Annotated in this window: 14 protein-coding genes; 2 read left to right on the top strand and 12 right to left on the bottom strand. The window is 48.1% G+C overall.

Going from position 1 to position 16,302, the window contains the following annotated elements; all coding sequences use genetic code 11:
• Positions 1–9: 9 nt before the first annotated feature.
• From fliL to AT705_RS18730, 10 genes are all read right to left on the bottom strand, one after another.
• A complete protein-coding gene (gene fliL / locus AT705_RS18775; protein ID WP_049864849.1) occupies positions 10–534 on the bottom strand; it encodes a flagellar basal body-associated protein FliL in 525 nt (174 codons plus the stop codon).
• 44 nt (positions 535–578) lie between these two features.
• Positions 579–2,897 (bottom strand): flagellar hook-length control protein FliK, encoded by a 2,319-nt coding sequence (locus AT705_RS24995; RefSeq protein WP_157576866.1) that lies wholly within the window; start codon positions 2,895–2,897, stop codon positions 579–581.
• 110 nt (positions 2,898–3,007) lie between these two features.
• Positions 3,008–3,454, bottom strand: a complete 447-nt coding sequence (gene fliJ, locus AT705_RS18765) for a flagellar export protein FliJ (protein ID WP_058797759.1) — start codon at positions 3,452–3,454, stop codon at positions 3,008–3,010.
• Complete coding sequence (fliI, locus tag AT705_RS18760) at positions 3,454–4,797, bottom strand: flagellar protein export ATPase FliI (RefSeq protein WP_010385676.1); 1,344 nt, start codon at positions 4,795–4,797, stop codon at positions 3,454–3,456. The genes fliJ and fliI overlap by 1 nt, the downstream gene beginning before the upstream one ends.
• 97 nt (positions 4,798–4,894) lie before the next feature.
• On the bottom strand, positions 4,895–5,710 hold the full coding sequence (gene fliH, locus AT705_RS18755; RefSeq protein WP_058797758.1) for a flagellar assembly protein FliH: 816 nt from the start codon (positions 5,708–5,710) through the stop codon (positions 4,895–4,897).
• Positions 5,711–5,713: 3 nt separating this feature from the next.
• Complete coding sequence (gene fliG, locus AT705_RS18750; protein WP_010385674.1) at positions 5,714–6,754, bottom strand: flagellar motor switch protein FliG; 1,041 nt, start codon at positions 6,752–6,754, stop codon at positions 5,714–5,716.
• Positions 6,747–8,468, bottom strand: coding sequence for a flagellar basal-body MS-ring/collar protein FliF (gene fliF / locus AT705_RS18745; protein ID WP_157576864.1), 1,722 nt, complete (start codon positions 8,466–8,468; stop codon positions 6,747–6,749). The genes fliG and fliF overlap by 8 nt, the downstream gene beginning before the upstream one ends.
• A 20-nt stretch (positions 8,469–8,488) precedes the next feature.
• Positions 8,489–8,830 carry a flagellar hook-basal body complex protein FliE gene (gene fliE, locus AT705_RS18740; protein ID WP_058797756.1) on the bottom strand — a complete coding sequence of 114 codons (342 nt, stop codon included), beginning with the start codon at positions 8,828–8,830 and terminating at the stop codon, positions 8,489–8,491.
• A gap of 186 nt (positions 8,831–9,016) precedes the next feature.
• Positions 9,017–10,426: a sigma-54-dependent transcriptional regulator gene (locus tag AT705_RS18735; RefSeq protein ID WP_058797755.1), complete on the bottom strand. Its 1,410-nt coding sequence runs from the start codon at positions 10,424–10,426 to the stop codon at positions 9,017–9,019.
• Positions 10,423–11,535 carry a sensor histidine kinase gene (locus AT705_RS18730; RefSeq protein WP_058797754.1) on the bottom strand — a complete coding sequence of 371 codons (1,113 nt, stop codon included), beginning with the start codon at positions 11,533–11,535 and terminating at the stop codon, positions 10,423–10,425. The genes AT705_RS18735 and AT705_RS18730 overlap by 4 nt, the downstream gene beginning before the upstream one ends.
• A gap of 181 nt (positions 11,536–11,716) precedes the next feature.
• Here AT705_RS18730 and AT705_RS18725 point away from each other — a divergent pair, with 181 nt between their 5' ends.
• The gene (locus AT705_RS18725) at positions 11,717–12,328 is read left to right on the top strand and encodes a DNA-3-methyladenine glycosylase I (protein ID WP_058797753.1); all 612 of its coding nucleotides are present in this window, start codon (positions 11,717–11,719) and stop codon (positions 12,326–12,328) included.
• Between the two features lie 143 nt (positions 12,329–12,471).
• On the opposite strand, the gene AT705_RS18720 is transcribed toward AT705_RS18725, so the two are convergent.
• The gene (locus AT705_RS18720; RefSeq protein WP_058797752.1) at positions 12,472–13,914 is read right to left on the bottom strand and encodes a sigma-54 dependent transcriptional regulator; all 1,443 of its coding nucleotides are present in this window, start codon (positions 13,912–13,914) and stop codon (positions 12,472–12,474) included.
• Between the two features lie 367 nt (positions 13,915–14,281).
• Positions 14,282–15,067 (bottom strand): flagellin N-terminal helical domain-containing protein, encoded by a 786-nt coding sequence (locus tag AT705_RS18715; RefSeq protein ID WP_058797751.1) that lies wholly within the window; start codon positions 15,065–15,067, stop codon positions 14,282–14,284.
• Positions 15,068–15,291: 224 nt separating this feature from the next.
• Here AT705_RS18715 and pseB point away from each other — a divergent pair, with 224 nt between their 5' ends.
• The gene (gene pseB, locus AT705_RS18710) at positions 15,292–16,293 is read left to right on the top strand and encodes a UDP-N-acetylglucosamine 4,6-dehydratase (inverting) (RefSeq protein WP_058797750.1); all 1,002 of its coding nucleotides are present in this window, start codon (positions 15,292–15,294) and stop codon (positions 16,291–16,293) included.
• The last annotated feature ends 9 nt before the right edge of the window (positions 16,294–16,302 follow it).

The raw sequence follows: 16,302 nt of genomic DNA, 5'->3' as shown, positions 1-16,302 counted from the left end.
TGACTCTTCCTACTGCATTACAAAACCGGTGAATAATACGCGCTCGACCACCTTGCTGCCTTCAACGCTTTCCATTGCAGCCTGAACTTTGTCCAGAGCACCAAGGCGCAGAGTCTCTTTACCCGCGCTGGTACTCAATTCATCAGCGGTTGTGGTCGAAAACACACTTAGCAGCGTCCCTTCAATCAGAGGAATATGCTTCTTTGCGACCTCTTCGTTGACGTCACCGCGCACCAATAATTGTACTTTAATTTGTACAATTCGGTCGCGACTGGCGCCTGGTACGTTAAATACAAAGGGACGAGGCATGGCAACATACAGTGCACTGCCTGTTTGCGCCGCATTTTCCTGTGATGCCTGCTCTTGCTGCTCAGTCGTCTCTTCTGCCAGCGATTCGGGCGCGTCATCTGACCCTGCAAATAAAAAGTAGCCTGCTACTGCGCCTAAAACAACAACCACAGCGGCAATAATGATGATCAACTTTTTCTTGGAACCACCAGATTCTTCTATTTCTAAATCGCTTTCTTCTGCCATATCCGCGCTTCTTTAAATCACTTTAACCTTAATCATAGCAGCTGTTATGCATAGTAATCTATTGCTGAATCACTTTGCCGTCTGCTAGTCGTTGATTGTTGGCCGTTATTTTGCGCTTCACTGCCATTATTAGCAAGTGTTCCATGACCTTGGGATGATTCCTGCTGCTGCTCTCCTCCCTGCCCCTGCTGAATATTGCTTTCTCCAAGCTGGATCCCCTGCTCAGCAAGCATCTCTCTGAGCTTTGGCATGGACTGTTCTAACTGCTCTTTGGCTTGCTGGTTTTGCACGACAAAGTTTACCTGAGCCTGCTCGCCTTCAGAACGAATTCGGATCTGCATACTGCCCAATTCGGGTGGGTCCAGACGAATTTCCGCTTCTTTATTGTTGATATTCAGCATCATGTTCACACGCTCTTGTAATGCTTTCACAGCATCATTGCGGGCGATGTTGATGGCCTGACTAACAGCAGGATCGGTTTGTATGGCTTTTTGATTCACGGCGCTTTGTTGATTCACCTGTTGATTCTGGCGAACCTGCTCTACCTGCGCCAGCACTTCATTAAATTCATGCTTCAATCCATCATCCATGCGCTCGCTACGAATGGCTTTAAAAATATTCTCTACCGGTGCGGGCATGGCACTGCGCTGTTGTGAATTTTGCTGTTCGGACTGCCCGCCCTCTTTTTTAAGCTGGGCTAATTCAGCATGTTCACTGTCTTGTAACTCGGTGACAGTAGTTTGCTGTTGAGCATCTTTACTTTGCGCTTTCTGATCTAGGCTATTTGCTCCAGACTGGCTCACTGTCGCCGCCTGTTTGCTGACCCTCTCTGGCGCTATCGGATCAGTTACTCTGGCGGTGTTATTATCTTTATCAGATACTTTGGCCTGTTCAGCCTGGTCGGGCTGCTCCGCATTTGACACAACCGGTGTTGTTACATTTTCAGCCTTGCCAGACATCGTCCCGGACGGTTTGACACCCAACTGTTGCAACAACTGCTCGGCTTTTGCACGATGCTCAGGCTCACTTAGTTCTTTGCTATCCAGTTGTGACTGCAAATTAGCCGCAAGCGTTTGCTTTTGCTGCGGAGTGAGTGTGTCAACCATGGCTTTCAAGTCCGCAGTGCTGTTCACATTGGCGCCTTGAGGTGGTTGTACAGGTTGTTGTGCTTTAGTCACATTATCAGCGGCTGACACCTGAGGTTTGTTAGTGCGCAAGAATTCGCTCTGCTCGCTCTGTTCATTCAGCGCTTGCTCACTGAGCTTGGTCTCATTCTGGTCGCCCTGAGGAGCCCTTATCACAGGGCCTACTTGATCAACCGGGCGCTGAACGATTTTACCGTCGAGTAGCACTTTTTCAGTCACTGATTTATGCACGGTAACCTGTTCAGGCGTTTGTTCGTGCTGCAGTGACGCTTCTTTAACGTTTACAGGGGTCGCTTGCACTGGATTCGCTTGTACAGACGAGGCTTCCGTGGTAACCGGTTTAGCACCTGGAAGCGGTTGCTCTGCATTCAAAGGCTTAGCCTGGGCCTGTATTTTGCCACTGTCTTTCAAATTGATTTCAGCATTGTCCGATTTTAACGCATCCAGGATCCCGGCGGGTTTTCCCTCGCCTTTGGCAAGCTGCTCATCAGTCACAGGTCCAGATGATTCGCTGGGTTGTGTGATACCAGGCCCCACGCGTTCAATCCGTTTATGAATAACCAGCTCATCCACACTCTCCACCTGGATTTTGCCTTTCATTTGGTTGCCGTCGGGAAGTACATTTGTGCCTGCGGTGACAGATTTAGGTGTCGCCTCTTGCAGCTGAGGATCCACAACATCGTCAGTCGGACTCAAATCCCCCTGACCCAAAGGAGCAGGTACAACTGGCCCGGGCCCAATGTTGTCGAGCGGCTTTTTCGTTTCAGGTGGTGTCACCAGAGTTTCTTTACCCAAATAATCTTTTAGCGCTTTGGGAACAGGTGCCAAACTGTGAGCGACCTCCGTACTTTGCGCATTGGAGGAAGTAATTTGAGCAAGCAGCTCATCAGCATCACTGGTGTTTGCCCCACCACCAGCTCCCGTACTCCCCTTGCCGGGTATCTCAGAATCATCAAGCCGTAAAGGTTCATCCGGCGCGGTTTTTTGTTTTTTCGGCAAATGACTATCATCGAGACCTAAACGGCGATCCAAGCCCTCTGGCAGCGGGGCATAGTCACCCGCGCTTTGCGCATCAGACTGAGGCGTTTCATCACTGCTGTCTTGTTCTGCCTGGGCAAGCATGGCAAGAAATCCTGACTCTTCCGCTTGTTCCGTTTGATCTTTTCCCTTCGCCGAAACTCCGTTATTGATTGCTACTTCTAGCGAAACATTGACCATATTTTCACCTTTCTGTGCGGCAAGTTTGCGCCGCTAACCGGATTAAATTGATATACTGGATTAACAGTGCAAAAAGTACGCCATTAATGGATTATTTTTGACACCTTTTATTATTGTGCGAGCTTACGACGCATGAAAATATTGGTCGCAAACTCATCAAGCATTTTCTGCTCTGCTTTGGCCAGCCTTTGTTGCTCCTCTAACGCCTTTTTCTCTATCAGCTTGGCAATCGCTTTGGCTTTCACTTGCTGCTCTAACCATAACTTACGACGCTGATCTACCACCCGTTTAGCGGTGGCAACTGTATTAGCCTGCTGCCGAATGGCCTCTTCAATCTTACTGATGAAAGCGTGATACTGGCCAAACCCCGCACTCGACAGGCCTTGCTGCGCTTTTTGATGAAGCTGTTGACTATATTCAAGACGAAAATCATTCAGACCATTGAGTTTTTGTTGATTGGCATGAAAGTTTTGCTCCGCCTGAATAAAATTAAGGCGTAACTTTTCTTCTTTCTCGCTTTCAAGTTTGAACAGTAAGTCAAGTTTGTTATTTGCCATTAGCCTTGTCCCAGAAGTTGTGCCAGACCTTGCAGACATTCGTCATAGTGCAACACGTCTTTCATACCTTGCTGCAAGAAGGCGTTGATATTAGGCATCATATTGATGGCCTGATCCAACATAGGGTCACTGCCTTGCTGGTAGGCACCCAATGTGATCATATCTTTATTTTGCTGATACATAGAATAAACCTGCTTGAGCACACGCGCCTGTTGCATGTGACTGTCTGATACCACCTGCGGCATGACCCGTGAAATGGATTTTTCGATGTCAATGGCCGGATAGTGACCACTGTCAGCCAGCTCCCGCGATAAAACGATGTGGCCATCAAGAATTGCCCGGGCTGAATCTGCAATCGGGTCTTGCATATCGTCCCCTTCACTCAATACCGTGAAGAACGCCGTGATCGACCCCTGCCCTTCCCCACCGTTACCCGCCCGTTCGACCAAAGCCGGCAGTTTGGCAAATACGGAGGGCGGATAACCTTTGGTTGCCGGTGGCTCCCCCACCGCCAGCGCGATTTCACGCTGCGCCATGGCATAACGAGTGACCGAATCCAGCAGCAACAACACATTCAGCCCCTGATCACGAAAATACTCTGCAATTGTGACCGCACTCTCGCACCCCTTCAATCGCATCAAGGGTGATGCATCGGCCGGTGCCGCGACGACGACGGAGCGCTGTCGCCCTTCAACACCGAGGATTTCATCAATAAATTCTTTTACTTCCCGGCCCCGCTCGCCAACCAGGCCTACCACAATGACGTCTGCTTCACTGCCACGCGTCATCATGCCGAGCAGCACGGACTTACCGACACCACTGCCTGCAAACAGGCCCATTCGCTGCCCTTGCCCGACCGTTACAATGGAGTTAATGGCACGCACGCCGACGTCCATTGGTTCTTTAATTGGCCTTCTGGCCAGAGGATTAATCGCCGCCTGTGCGAATTTAAGGTGGGTTTCAGCCTCAATCGGTCCGAGCCCATCAAGCGGGCGACCCAGGCCATCTACAACCCGACCCAACAGAGTCATTCCAACAGGCAAGCCTGCCTCTTTGATTTGCGGGATAACACGGGCGCCAGGTAACACACCTGATATATGATCATTGGGCATCAAATAGAGGGTATCATGGTTGAACCCGATAACTTCAGCATCGACAAAGCCACGAATAGTTTCAATTTTACACTGGCTCCCGACCGGGGCATTAAGACCCTTAGCCTCAAGTGTGAGACCAACGACCCGAGTGAGACTGCCCGCAACGGCGACACCGTATGGCTGGATATGTTTTTGAAATTTTTGCAGGCGTTCAGCCAAAGGTTGCTCTGTCGAACTGGATACGGTCATTTGCTGTCAGTGAATAAATTCAGATAACTCACTTATGCAAAAATCTCTCCAACATTTTTTGCGGCGACCAATTCAGCACACCGCGTTGTGCTTAAGTTCAGCTATCAGCACCGCTGGCTTGCAGAAAACTGCCCAACACTTCAGCGATGCGATTTTTAAGGCTCAGGTCAATTGACGATTCAGGCGTTCTGATATGACAACCACCGCGTTCAAGCGTCGGCTCTGGCACTAACTGCCAGTGTTGCTCAGCGATGGTTTCTTCGCCATAGGCTTCTTTAACCAGGGCTAAATCTTCCGGGTGCAAGTTGATCCGCATCTGTGTGTCATGCAACGGTAAGGCATCAATGCCTTTCTTCAGGGCCTGTAAAATGAGCTCAGGGCGGGTTTTAACTTGCTCAAAGATCACTTGCTCTGCCAATAAATTGACGAGTTGCAATAACTGCTTTTCGGCAGCTTCATCTATCTGGCGAAGGGGCTTTTGAGTTGCTTCAAGTAACGCGGACAAAGAATGTAATCGCTCTTCAATCAGCGGCTTTGATTCTTCTATTCCTTGCTCTTTACCAAGCGTTACTCCTTCTTTATAGCCCGCTTCTTTGCCCTCACTAACGCCTTTATCAAACCCCTCTATATAGCCCTGCTCATGACCCTGTTTCAGGCCTTCTTCATAAGCGTCCTGTCTGATCTGCTCCAACTCTTCAAGTGTGAGCATAGGGACTTCTTCTGCCTCAGGCTCAGGCTCTGGCTGACTGACTTTTTGTTGATAAAGCTCTTCAAGTGGGGTACCCATGGCGGTTGAGCGCCCGGAGTACTTACTCAAATCCTCATCCACATTTGGGATTGGCCAGTTCTCAAGTAGCTCATCCAATGCTTCTGAGCTCACAGGCTTACCACGATATAACTTCTTCTCAGCCATGGCTTACAAGAACTCCTCACCACCACCACCGCCGAGCATGACTTCACCCGAGTCGGCAAGACGTCTGGCTGTTGCCAGGATCTCTTTCTGCGCCGCTTCCACTTCACTGATCCGTACCGGTGGCATTGCCTCCAGGTCGTCAGCCATCATTTCAGCTGCACGCTTCGACATGTTCTTCATGATCTTCTCTTTCAGCGAATCGTCGGCGCCCTTAATGGCTTTCATCAGGACATCTTGCTGTACTTCGCGCAGAATAGCCTGAATGCCTCTGTCCTCTACATCCATGAGGTTCTCAAAGACAAACATCAGATCCTGAATTTGTTGAGACATTTCTTCGTCATGCTCACGGATAGAATCCATGAGCTGACCTTCGATGTTTGTATCCAGATAGTTCATGATATCTGCTGCGGCTTTCAGGCCGCCCATTTTCGCAGCTTGCGCACCAGCCTGACCTGCGAACTGTTTCTCCATGATTTCGTTCAGCTCTTGCAGTGCCGCAGGTTGAACCTCTTCAAGGTTTGCAATCCGCATTGTCAAATCGAGCCGCACTTTTTCAGGGAACTGCGACAGTATCTCGGCAGACTGCTCCGGTTCGAGATAAGACAGTACAATGGTTTGTATCTGCGGGTGCTCGTTACGGATGATATTTGCTACCTGCTTAGAGTCCATCCATTTCAAAGAGTCCAGACCTTTGGCGCCGGAGCCCATCACAATCTGGTCGATCAGACTGGCAGCTTTGTCCTCACCGAGTGCTGCGGTCAGTGCCTTCTTAATGAAGTCCTCTGACTGGAATCCTATGGTACTGAAACTTTGGATCTGCTCGATAAACAGATTATGTACCGCACTGATTTTGGCCTGCGATAAGTCATCGAGCGCCGCCATCGCCATACCCACTTTCTGAACCTGCTTTGGTTCAAGATGCTTCAGGATTTGGGCGGCATCTTCTTCCGTCAGGCTGAGTAGCAGGATGGCGGCCTTATCGACCCCATCCAGTTTGTCTACATCAAACGCCGGCGGCAGTTGTTTTTGTTCTTCATCACTCATCTTCAGTTAACCATGCTTTGACTACTTGAGAAGACAGCTCTGGCTCGTTAGCAACCAGTGCACGGACAGCTTTAAGCAAATCTTCATCGCCATGTAAGTCTGGCAATTGTAATGTACCATCGGAAGAGAAGCCAACTGCTGATTCATCAAAGTCATTGTTTAGCATATCTAAAGTACTGTCGCCAAGGTCTACACCTGAGGTTAGCGCATCTTCATCATACTCTTCCAGTGTATCTTCTGGGTAAATCAGACGTTTCAGCATAGGTCTGACAACCGCCAGTATCAGTACAATGATAACCAGAGCACCCATGACCAGACGGATGGTTTTCATAAACCATTCCTGCTCCCACAATGGCAAGTCACTCTCTTCAAGAATATTTTCACGTACAAAAGGTACGGTCACTACTTCCAGCGCATCACCACGCTGCATATCGAAGCCTACGCCACCTTGCAATAAACGACGTATGTTGTTGAGCTCTTCCTGTGAGCGCGCAGTCATTACCATATTGCCTTCAGCATCTGGCTTATTCATGTAGTCCACCGCCACTGAAACACTGATGCGACGGATCACGCCAGTTTGCTGACGCTTGTGTGAAATGGTGGTATCCAGTTCATAGTTACGTGTGGCTTCTTTGTGGACACGTGATGGTGTCGTACCTGAACCATTGCCCTGGCCTGCCACTTCAGGAATATTGGAATTCACTGGAGGCTGATTGGTAAGTGCACCCGGGATACCCACAGCCAGACCGCCGACATTATTTTCTTCAAAGGTGGTCTCACTGCGCACCGCGGGTAAGTCGGGGTTGAAGCGTTTTTGGGTTTCTTCAATCGCACTGAAATCCATCGTCAGATCAACCTGAGCGGTATACTTACCCAGACCCACCACTGGGATCATGATGCTGTCAATTTTTTCCAGATATTCCTGCTCACGCTTACGCTCAATTTCATATTCTTTGCGAGAGCGCGCAGCCAGAGAGTCCTGTGAGCCAGAATTAAGCAGGCGACCATTCTGATCTGTTACAGTGACACGTGCCGGCGTCAGGCCCTGCACCGCTGAAGCAACAATATCAACAATGGAATCAACTTCTTCACTGTCCAGTGTACGGCCACGTTTTAATGTCAGCACCACAGTCGCTGACGGCTGTTTTTCGCGTCGCGCAAAGACATTTTCTTTTGGAATCGCCAGCAAGACTTTAGCACGGTTAATATCTTGTAGTTCTTCGATGGTACGTGCTAACTGTTGCTCCCGGCTGTGTTTAAGGCGTTCACGTTCAAGACGTTGGCTCACGCCAAATCCCATATCCTGCATCAGAATATCAGTACCACTGCTCGGTGCCTGGCTGAACCCGTCACGGGCCATTCTCAGTTTAATATCCTGATAGTCAGACTCTGCGACCATGATGGTATTGCCATCCAGGTCATACTCGATTTTCTGCGCATCGAGAAAGTCCAGTGTCTGAACCAGCTCTTCAGTAGGGTATTGACCTAATGGACGCATATCTGGCTGACGAGCCCAGATAATGATGAAGATAGCGATTGCCAGACAGATAGCCAGTGCGATCACCAAAGTAATCTGGCGGAGCATATCAACACCGCTCAAAGCACTAAAGTAGCCTGATTTTTGCTCTTGTTGCGTATCTGCATCAGCACCGGCTCCCGGAACGGATTGTCCATCAGCAAGTGCCAGATCGGTTGATTGATTGGTAGCCACGATTACTCTCCACTAAACTCTGTTTATACCGGCATACTCATGATGTCTTTATATGCTTCTATCAGCTTATTTCTGACTTGCATGGTCGCATCAAAGGCCACTGATGATTTGTTTTTCGCTATCATTGCTTCTGCCAGAGAGACGCTGCGGTCACCCATTTCAACCGCGGTCACTTTCTCTTTGGCATCACGCTGTAGCCCTGCAACTGTATTGAGTGCATCGCTGAGTAAATCGCCAAACTGGGCACTTGAGGTTGCCGCCGTTGCCTGGACAGGCAATTTGTTTGGATTCTGGGGTCTGACACGGCCGGCCTCGGAGGCCATTGCCTGCATTTCCTGATAAAGTCCGGTAGATTGAATTTTCATGGTCTGGCTCACTTTGTGAGTTATACATAACCTGAATAATGCACAAAGCATGCCAATATAAAAACAAGCAAAAACAAACCCTTAGAGATAATTGAGGATGGTCGAATTTTTGACAGTGACCACTAAACAGTCACAGGAAGGCCATTCATCCGGGCAAGTGGTTGCCCGGATGTCATGGTTAAATGCTTAGGCTGGCACAGGTAAACCCAAATCGCGCATTCTGGCCAGCTTATACCTGAGTGTTCTTGGACTGATCCCGAGTAACTCGGCAACATCTTTACGCTTGCCATTGCAGCGGTTCAGCGTATCGAGAATAATTTGGTGTTCCTTATCCTGAATCTCCTCTTTGTAGCTCAGCCCCTCCGCATCCTCGTTCATATTCACGGTGATCTGGCCAGCAGGCTCACGATCACCTGTGGCAAATTCAGTAGGTTCCGTGCTTGGCTGTTGTACGGCGGTTGTGAGCACCGGGGCAAAGTTTTCGATGAAGATATCGTCAGCAGCAATGGTCGCCCCTTGTTGCAGAATAAGCGCCCGCTGCACGACATTATCTAACTCTCTGACGTTACCCGGCCAGGCGTGGCTCAGGAGTTTGTCTTTAGCACATTGAGACAGTAAAGGCGTCACTTTACCGGCTTTGTCACAGTGACGCTGTAACAGATGCGCTGCAAGAGGGACAATATCTCCGCTGCGCTCTGCCAATGGCAGCCAGGTCAGTGGAAAGACATTCAGTCGGTAATACAGGTCTTCCCGGAAAACACCGTCATTCACCGCCTCTTTGAGGTCGCGGTTACTGGTTGCCAGAACCCGCACATCCAGCTCAATGGTTTTACGACCACCCAGCCGCTCGACTTCTCGTTCCTGCAATACCCTTAATAGCTTGGCTTGCAAGCCCAAATCCATTTCCGTAATTTCGTCTAGTAGTATTGTTCCTTTTTGTGCTTGCTCAAACTTACCTGGGCAGGCTGTAATCGCACCGGTAAAAGCGCCTTTTTCATACCCAAACAACGTCGCTTCCAGCATATTTTCGGGAATGGCAGCACAGTTAATTGCCACAAATGGCTGATCAGCACGCTCTGAACGGTCATGAATATAACGAGCAAGCACCTCTTTACCTGAGCCACTCGGGCCCAACACCATTACGCTGGCATCTGAGCGCGCCACTTTTTTGGCGAGTTCGAGCAGCTCCAGGCTTTTACTGTCTGCCACCACCGGACCATCGGTTTCTTTCACTTTTTCCGGCATGTAGCGACTAACCATATTCAGCAATACCTCAGGCGCAAAAGGTTTTGCCATATAGTCAATCGCCCCAAGACGCATCGCCTCTACTGCATCGTCTATGGTGGCGTATGCCGTCATCATCAGCACAGGTAAATCTGGGTAGTTAAGCTTCACTGTCCTGAGCAAGTCTAAGCCACTCATGGCGCCCATTTGTACGTCACTGACCAACAGTGAAAACACTTGTTGTTTTAACAATATCACTGCCTGTTCAGCGCTATCCGCCTCGACGCACTCAAACCCCGACATTTCAAGCGTGTCGATAAGTGCTTCGCGCAATCCGGCATCGTCTTCGACAACTAAAATTTTGTTGCTCATACGGCCTCCTGTAATGATGAATGTTCGCTGGAAATAGGCAATAACATGCTAAAACATGCGCCTCCGGTTTCATTATTGCTAACGTCAACCCGACCTTTATGGGAATGGGCGACAGAATTCACAACGGCTAACCCCAGGCCTGTGCCTTGTGACTTAGTCGTGTAGAAAGGTTCAAATAGTTTGCTTGCCTGGCTCAGGTCAACACCTGGACCATTGTCAGACACACTGATCCGTACAGTGTCTGTTCCGGTATCGCGCTGGGCGCAAATCTCTATTTGGGCCCCGGCGCCAATGTGTTGCACGCTGTTGTGGATCAGGTTCTGAATGGCGCTTGCCAGTGCAGTTTTATTGCCCAGAATTTCAATATCCGGCTCAGGTAAAGTCACGGTCAATTCGGCTTTGTGCAATGACACCATCGCATCTGCGCCGGCTTTGACTTCGCTCAATAGCTGTTGCATCGACACACGTTCAATGACCTGCTGTTCGCCACTTTTTGCGAACAACAGCATATCGTTAACTTGATTTTCAAGATCTTTAAGACGCGACATCAGTTTAGTATGAAATTTATCTCGTGATTGTGCAGGTAGCTTGCTGCTACCCAGATTTGCACCATAAAGCATCGCTGCAGATAAAGGTGTACGTACCTGATGAGCCAAAGATGCCACCATTTTTCCCAATGCACTGAGACGCTGCATGTGTGCAACTCGTGCCTGAAGACGACGCGTTTCTGTCAGATCCGTCATCAAGATCAGTTGACCAGGCTCCGGCGTCAGGGCAGTAATATCGAGTTTGATCAGACGTCCGTCTTTGAGAGACACTTCATGGCCATCATCCTGCTGCGGACAAAAGGAACGCTGGATAATAGTAAACCACTTTTCACCCTCCAGTGGCTCACCCAGCATATCAATGGCTATCTGATTGGCCTTGGCTATCATACCCTGCCCATCTAATACCACCACACCCGCAGGCATGGTATCGACCAGATGACTCAGCCAACTGGCCTGTTGCCGCAAATCGCTCAGCTCACCCATATACGCTTCTTGTAATAAGCAAGGGTTGTATTGAGTGGTTGGCACAAATTGTGGATTAATCACTTTTGCTAATGCCATGACGTTGCTCTCATAAATCTAGATACTGGAAAAAAGCAATTGCCATGCCAACTTTAAAAGCAATTATATTCAATAAGTTAAAAACTTAAAGATGCCTTCAAAAGTTTGACACTGTTTATTTGTACAGCAATTAATAATACGCTACACTAAGTCTAATCACTGTCACATTAAGGACAATATCATGACCACACGTTGTCACTGGGTCGATTTAAGCAAACCTGATTACGTGGCGTATCACGACGAAGAGTGGGGAAAGCCCGTACTGAATGATAATAAGCTGTTTGAGTTTATTACCCTGGAATCTGCTCAGGCAGGACTCAGCTGGTATACCATATTAAAAAAACGTGATAACTATCGCGCGGCGTTTCATCAGTTTGAGCCACACAAAGTTGCCGCAATGACAGAAGACGATGTGGCCAGGCTGATGGACAACCCCGGGATCATCCGCAATAAATTGAAGATCCAGGCCACCATTAATAACGCAAAACGATTTATCGAGATTCAACAGGAGTTCGGCAGCTTTGCTTACTATCAGTGGCAATTTGTCAACTTTACGCCAATCGTAAACACCATTCACAGTCCCGAAGACTATCAAGCAACCACAGAGATAAGCGAACAGTTTGCTAAAGATTTAAAAAAGCGTGGTTTTAAATTTCTTGGGCCCACCACAGTCTATGCGCATATGCAGGCCTGTGGCATGGTAAACGATCATCATGATGACTGTTTTTGCAAGTCTCCCATATTAGAAGCAAATAAGACGCTGGGTATTAAAGCGCAACTTAGCAAGCAGTGATGCCTGGCCTCTTATCGTTAAAACAACAAGTCAGGTACTTCGCGTTTTGCCCACGAATACATGAGTGTGTAGCACGTTGTATTTTTGCAACCATAAAAAACGGCACCGCCTGGGTGCCGTAATTACGTATTGAGTAACTCTGTCTAATCGCGATTCAGATTGTACTTCTTCATTTTTTCGACCAGGGTCGTGCGGCGCACGCCGAGGATCTCAGCCGCTCTCGCAACCACATAGTCATACCGCTCAAGAGCCTGAGTAATGAGACTAATCTCCATCTCCGCAAGATACTCTTTGAGCTCAATTCCCTCATCAGGCAGCAACCCCAAACCAGACTCAGCATTACCCTGTTCGAGTGTTTCTTCTTCATCCTCAAAATCACTGAAACCATCACTGAATAGCTCGTTAAAGACGTCTTTTTCAAGCAGCTCTTCCGGGTATTCTGGTTCGTAAGCTTCCACTTCGATATAGCGATACTTACCGGGTAAGTCGGTCACATCGACCACTTTTTCGGGGAACATAATGGCCATGCGCTCCACCAAATTCGCCAGCTCACGAATATTTCCGGGCCAGCTATGTGCTTTGAGGCTGTCAATCGCGCGATCGGTGAACTTAACCGTACTGCCACCTTGCTCTGCAACACGACGTAACAACTCTTTTAACAACAAAGGAATATCATCAGCACGTTCACGCAAAGAGGGGTTCTCAATGGGAAACACATTTAAACGGTAAAACAAATCTTCGCGGAATTTACCCTCTTCGATCATGGTTTCCAGATTACGGTGTGTTGCAGCAATAACCCGTACATCCGCCTGGATAGGCTTGGTACCACCAACACGCTCATAACTGCGCTCCTGCAAGACACGTAACAACTTAACTTGCATTTGCAAAGGCATATCGCCGATTTCATCAAGGAATAATGTACCACCTTGCGCTAACTCAAAACGCCCTTTACGTGCAGAAATCGCGCCGGTGAACGCACCTTTTTCATGTCCAAACAACTCACTTTCAAGTAGCTCACCAGGAATGGCGCCACAGTTAACAGGCACAAAAGGACCTGAATTCCGGTTAGATAGCAAATGCACATTTCGCGCAACCACCTCTTTACCGGTTCCGGATTCACCCAGGATCAGGACATTAGCGTCAGTTTTCGCAACCTGAGAAATCAAAAAGCGCACTTCTTTGACGGCTTTTGTATCTCCCACCAGGCCGTCAAACGACTTAGCATCATTCAGCTGGGTTGATTTTCCCGGCAACATGCGTTGATATTGCTGACAATCATGCAATAACTGCATGGTCACTTCCTGACTAAATGGCTCTGTGATAAGACCAATCACGTTTGCCAACGATAGTAGCGGCCTTAGGGTTTCTCCAATCAGCAAAAACGGCACGGCGGGCAAAGACTTGATCAACGCCTCATGATTTAGTTGTGAGAGAGCTCCCAGGATAACCACTGGCTCTTGTAGGTTATTCAACAGTTCGGGGGAAAATTCCGACTCCGCAATCACCTGTGCCGGCTGTCCAACGAAACTCAATGCCGCTGCCAGCCCGGCTGCTCTGTTATTATTGTTATCCAGGATCGTAATCATGCCCGCAAGATCCAACTTCTTCATCTATATCAATAGTAATGATTGTAAGTCAGTGACATGGGGATGCAATACCTAAGTGGCAAGTTTTTGACATCAACGCCAAAAAAACGCCGCTGGCTATGCGCCAAATCAATACTTAAGGATTAAAATTTAGAAAAATCAGAGAGCTGTACTTTTATAAGGAACGAAATTAACGCCTCAGAACAACCTGTGACGTCGCAACATTGTGGTTTGGATCCAGGTACTATTTTGAATGCACCAATATGGACAAAGAAGAGCTTCCCGCGACTCAATCGCAGCAGAGGTAATAAAAAAGCCAGCATTAAATTGCTGGCTCTTTTCACGTATTGTACTTACCAATTTTTGCTTACAGCAGCCCCAGCACCGATGAAGCAGACTGATTTGCCTGTCCGCGTAATGCAATAGATGCCTGAGATAAAATATCGTTGGCCGTTTGCTCGGCAACCGCGCTTGCGTAGTCAGTGTCCTGAATACGGCTTTGGCTTTCTGCGATATTGTCTCTTTGTGTTCCCAGGACACGTATCGTGCTATTAAGTGTGTTTTCAAACGCACCCAGCTGAGTCCTTTGCGTATTGAGCGCTTCCGACACCTGATCTGCCGCATCAATCGCTGTTTGTGCACCTGCCTGAGTCGAAATGTCTACACTCAGGATCGGGTTAGCGAAACTGCCATCAGACGCCGTAAACCCTTGCGTTGTATTCGCATCAGGCCCCACCTGGAAGCTAGTCTGGTTACCATCAAACAGTGCCTGTCCGCCAAAGGTTGTATTAGCGAAGGTATCTGTGATCTGAGACTGAAGCTGCGACACTTCTTCTTGCAAAGCTTGCCTGTCACTGTCTGTCAGCGCGCCGCTGCCAGCCTGCAACGACAATTCGCGGATCCGCGATACTGCATCATTGACGCCAGACAATGCAGAGTCGGTCGTTTGCGAATAAGAAATACCATCATAGGCATTACGGATAGACTGATTGTAGCCTTCCTGCTGAGATGTCAGACGGTTAATTATCTGCAATGCCGCCGCATCATCGGCTGCTGAGTTGACCTTTTTACCACTTGCAAGCTGTTGATTAAGCTTGTTATTGGTTTGATCAACCCGGTTAAAAAAACTAGTACTTTGAGAATTTATCTGCATAACGCCTCCCCATCAGGTGTTATTAGATCTAAGTCTACTCCCTTGTGTTTAAAAAGTCATCTATTGTCAGAAATTGAATACTACACTTGGTATATTTACTGCAAAAACTCCATAACTGATATAAAGTGTTGAGTAATCACTTTTTTATCTTTAGTTATGCACTTTCTTGCAGTCATACCTTTTTCTATACTGTAAAGAATTCAATGCACCTTTAGGTTGGCTTTATGTTTGATAACAAAACTATTCTCATCACAGGCGGAACCGGTTCTTTCGGTAAAAAGTACGTCAACACTTTATTGACTCGTTATAAGCCAAAGAAAATCATTGTGTTTTCTCGTGATGAGCTTAAACAGTTTGAGATGCAACAGGTATTCAACGATCCCTGTATGCGTTACTTTATCGGTGATGTGCGAGACAAAAGCCGCCTCTACCGTGCCATGCAAGGCGTCGATTATGTGATTCATGCCGCTGCGCTAAAACAAGTACCGGCAGCTGAATATAATCCTATGGAATGTATCAAGACTAATATCAATGGTGCTGAAAACGTGATTGAGGCTGCGCTGGACAACAACGTCGAAAAGGTTATTGCATTATCCACGGATAAAGCTGCCAATCCTATAAACCTTTACGGTGCAACCAAGCTCGCTTCGGACAAATTGTTTGTTGCAGCAAATAACATAGCAGGCGGCCATAAAACCTTATTTTCTGTCGTTCGGTACGGCAACGTTGTTTGCTCTCGAGGCTCTGTTGTTCCTGTATTTCAACGTTTTATCGATGAAGGTTGCGACCATATCCCTATTACCCATGCCGACATGACTCGTTTCTGGATAAATCTCCAACAGGGCGTCGACTTCGTCCTGAAGAACTTTGAGCGTATGTTGGGCGGGGAAATCTTCGTGCCTAAGATACCCTCCATTCGAATTGTTGACCTTGCGACAGCAATGGCACCTCAGCTGCCACATAAAATCATCGGTATTCGTCCGGGGGAGAAGCTGCACGAAGTAATGTGCCCGGAAGATTTGTGTTTTGACACTTATGAATTCAGTGACCACTTTGTGATTGCGCCCGGTATCAAATTTAGCAGCCGCAGTAATGACTTCGATACCAATGCACTGAATGAACAAGGCCATGCTGTGGCACCTGGCTTTGAATACAATTCGCTCAGTAACCCGGACTACCTCTCTGTAGAAGAAATTAAAGCCTTCAATGCTCAGGCATTGGTTTGATACGCCAGG

This window comes from Pseudoalteromonas rubra, assembly GCF_001482385.1.
Taxonomy (GTDB): Bacteria; Pseudomonadota; Gammaproteobacteria; order Enterobacterales; family Alteromonadaceae; genus Pseudoalteromonas; species Pseudoalteromonas ardens.
Note: the sequence above shows the minus strand (reverse complement) of the source record. Positions and strands in the feature narration are given on the sequence as shown.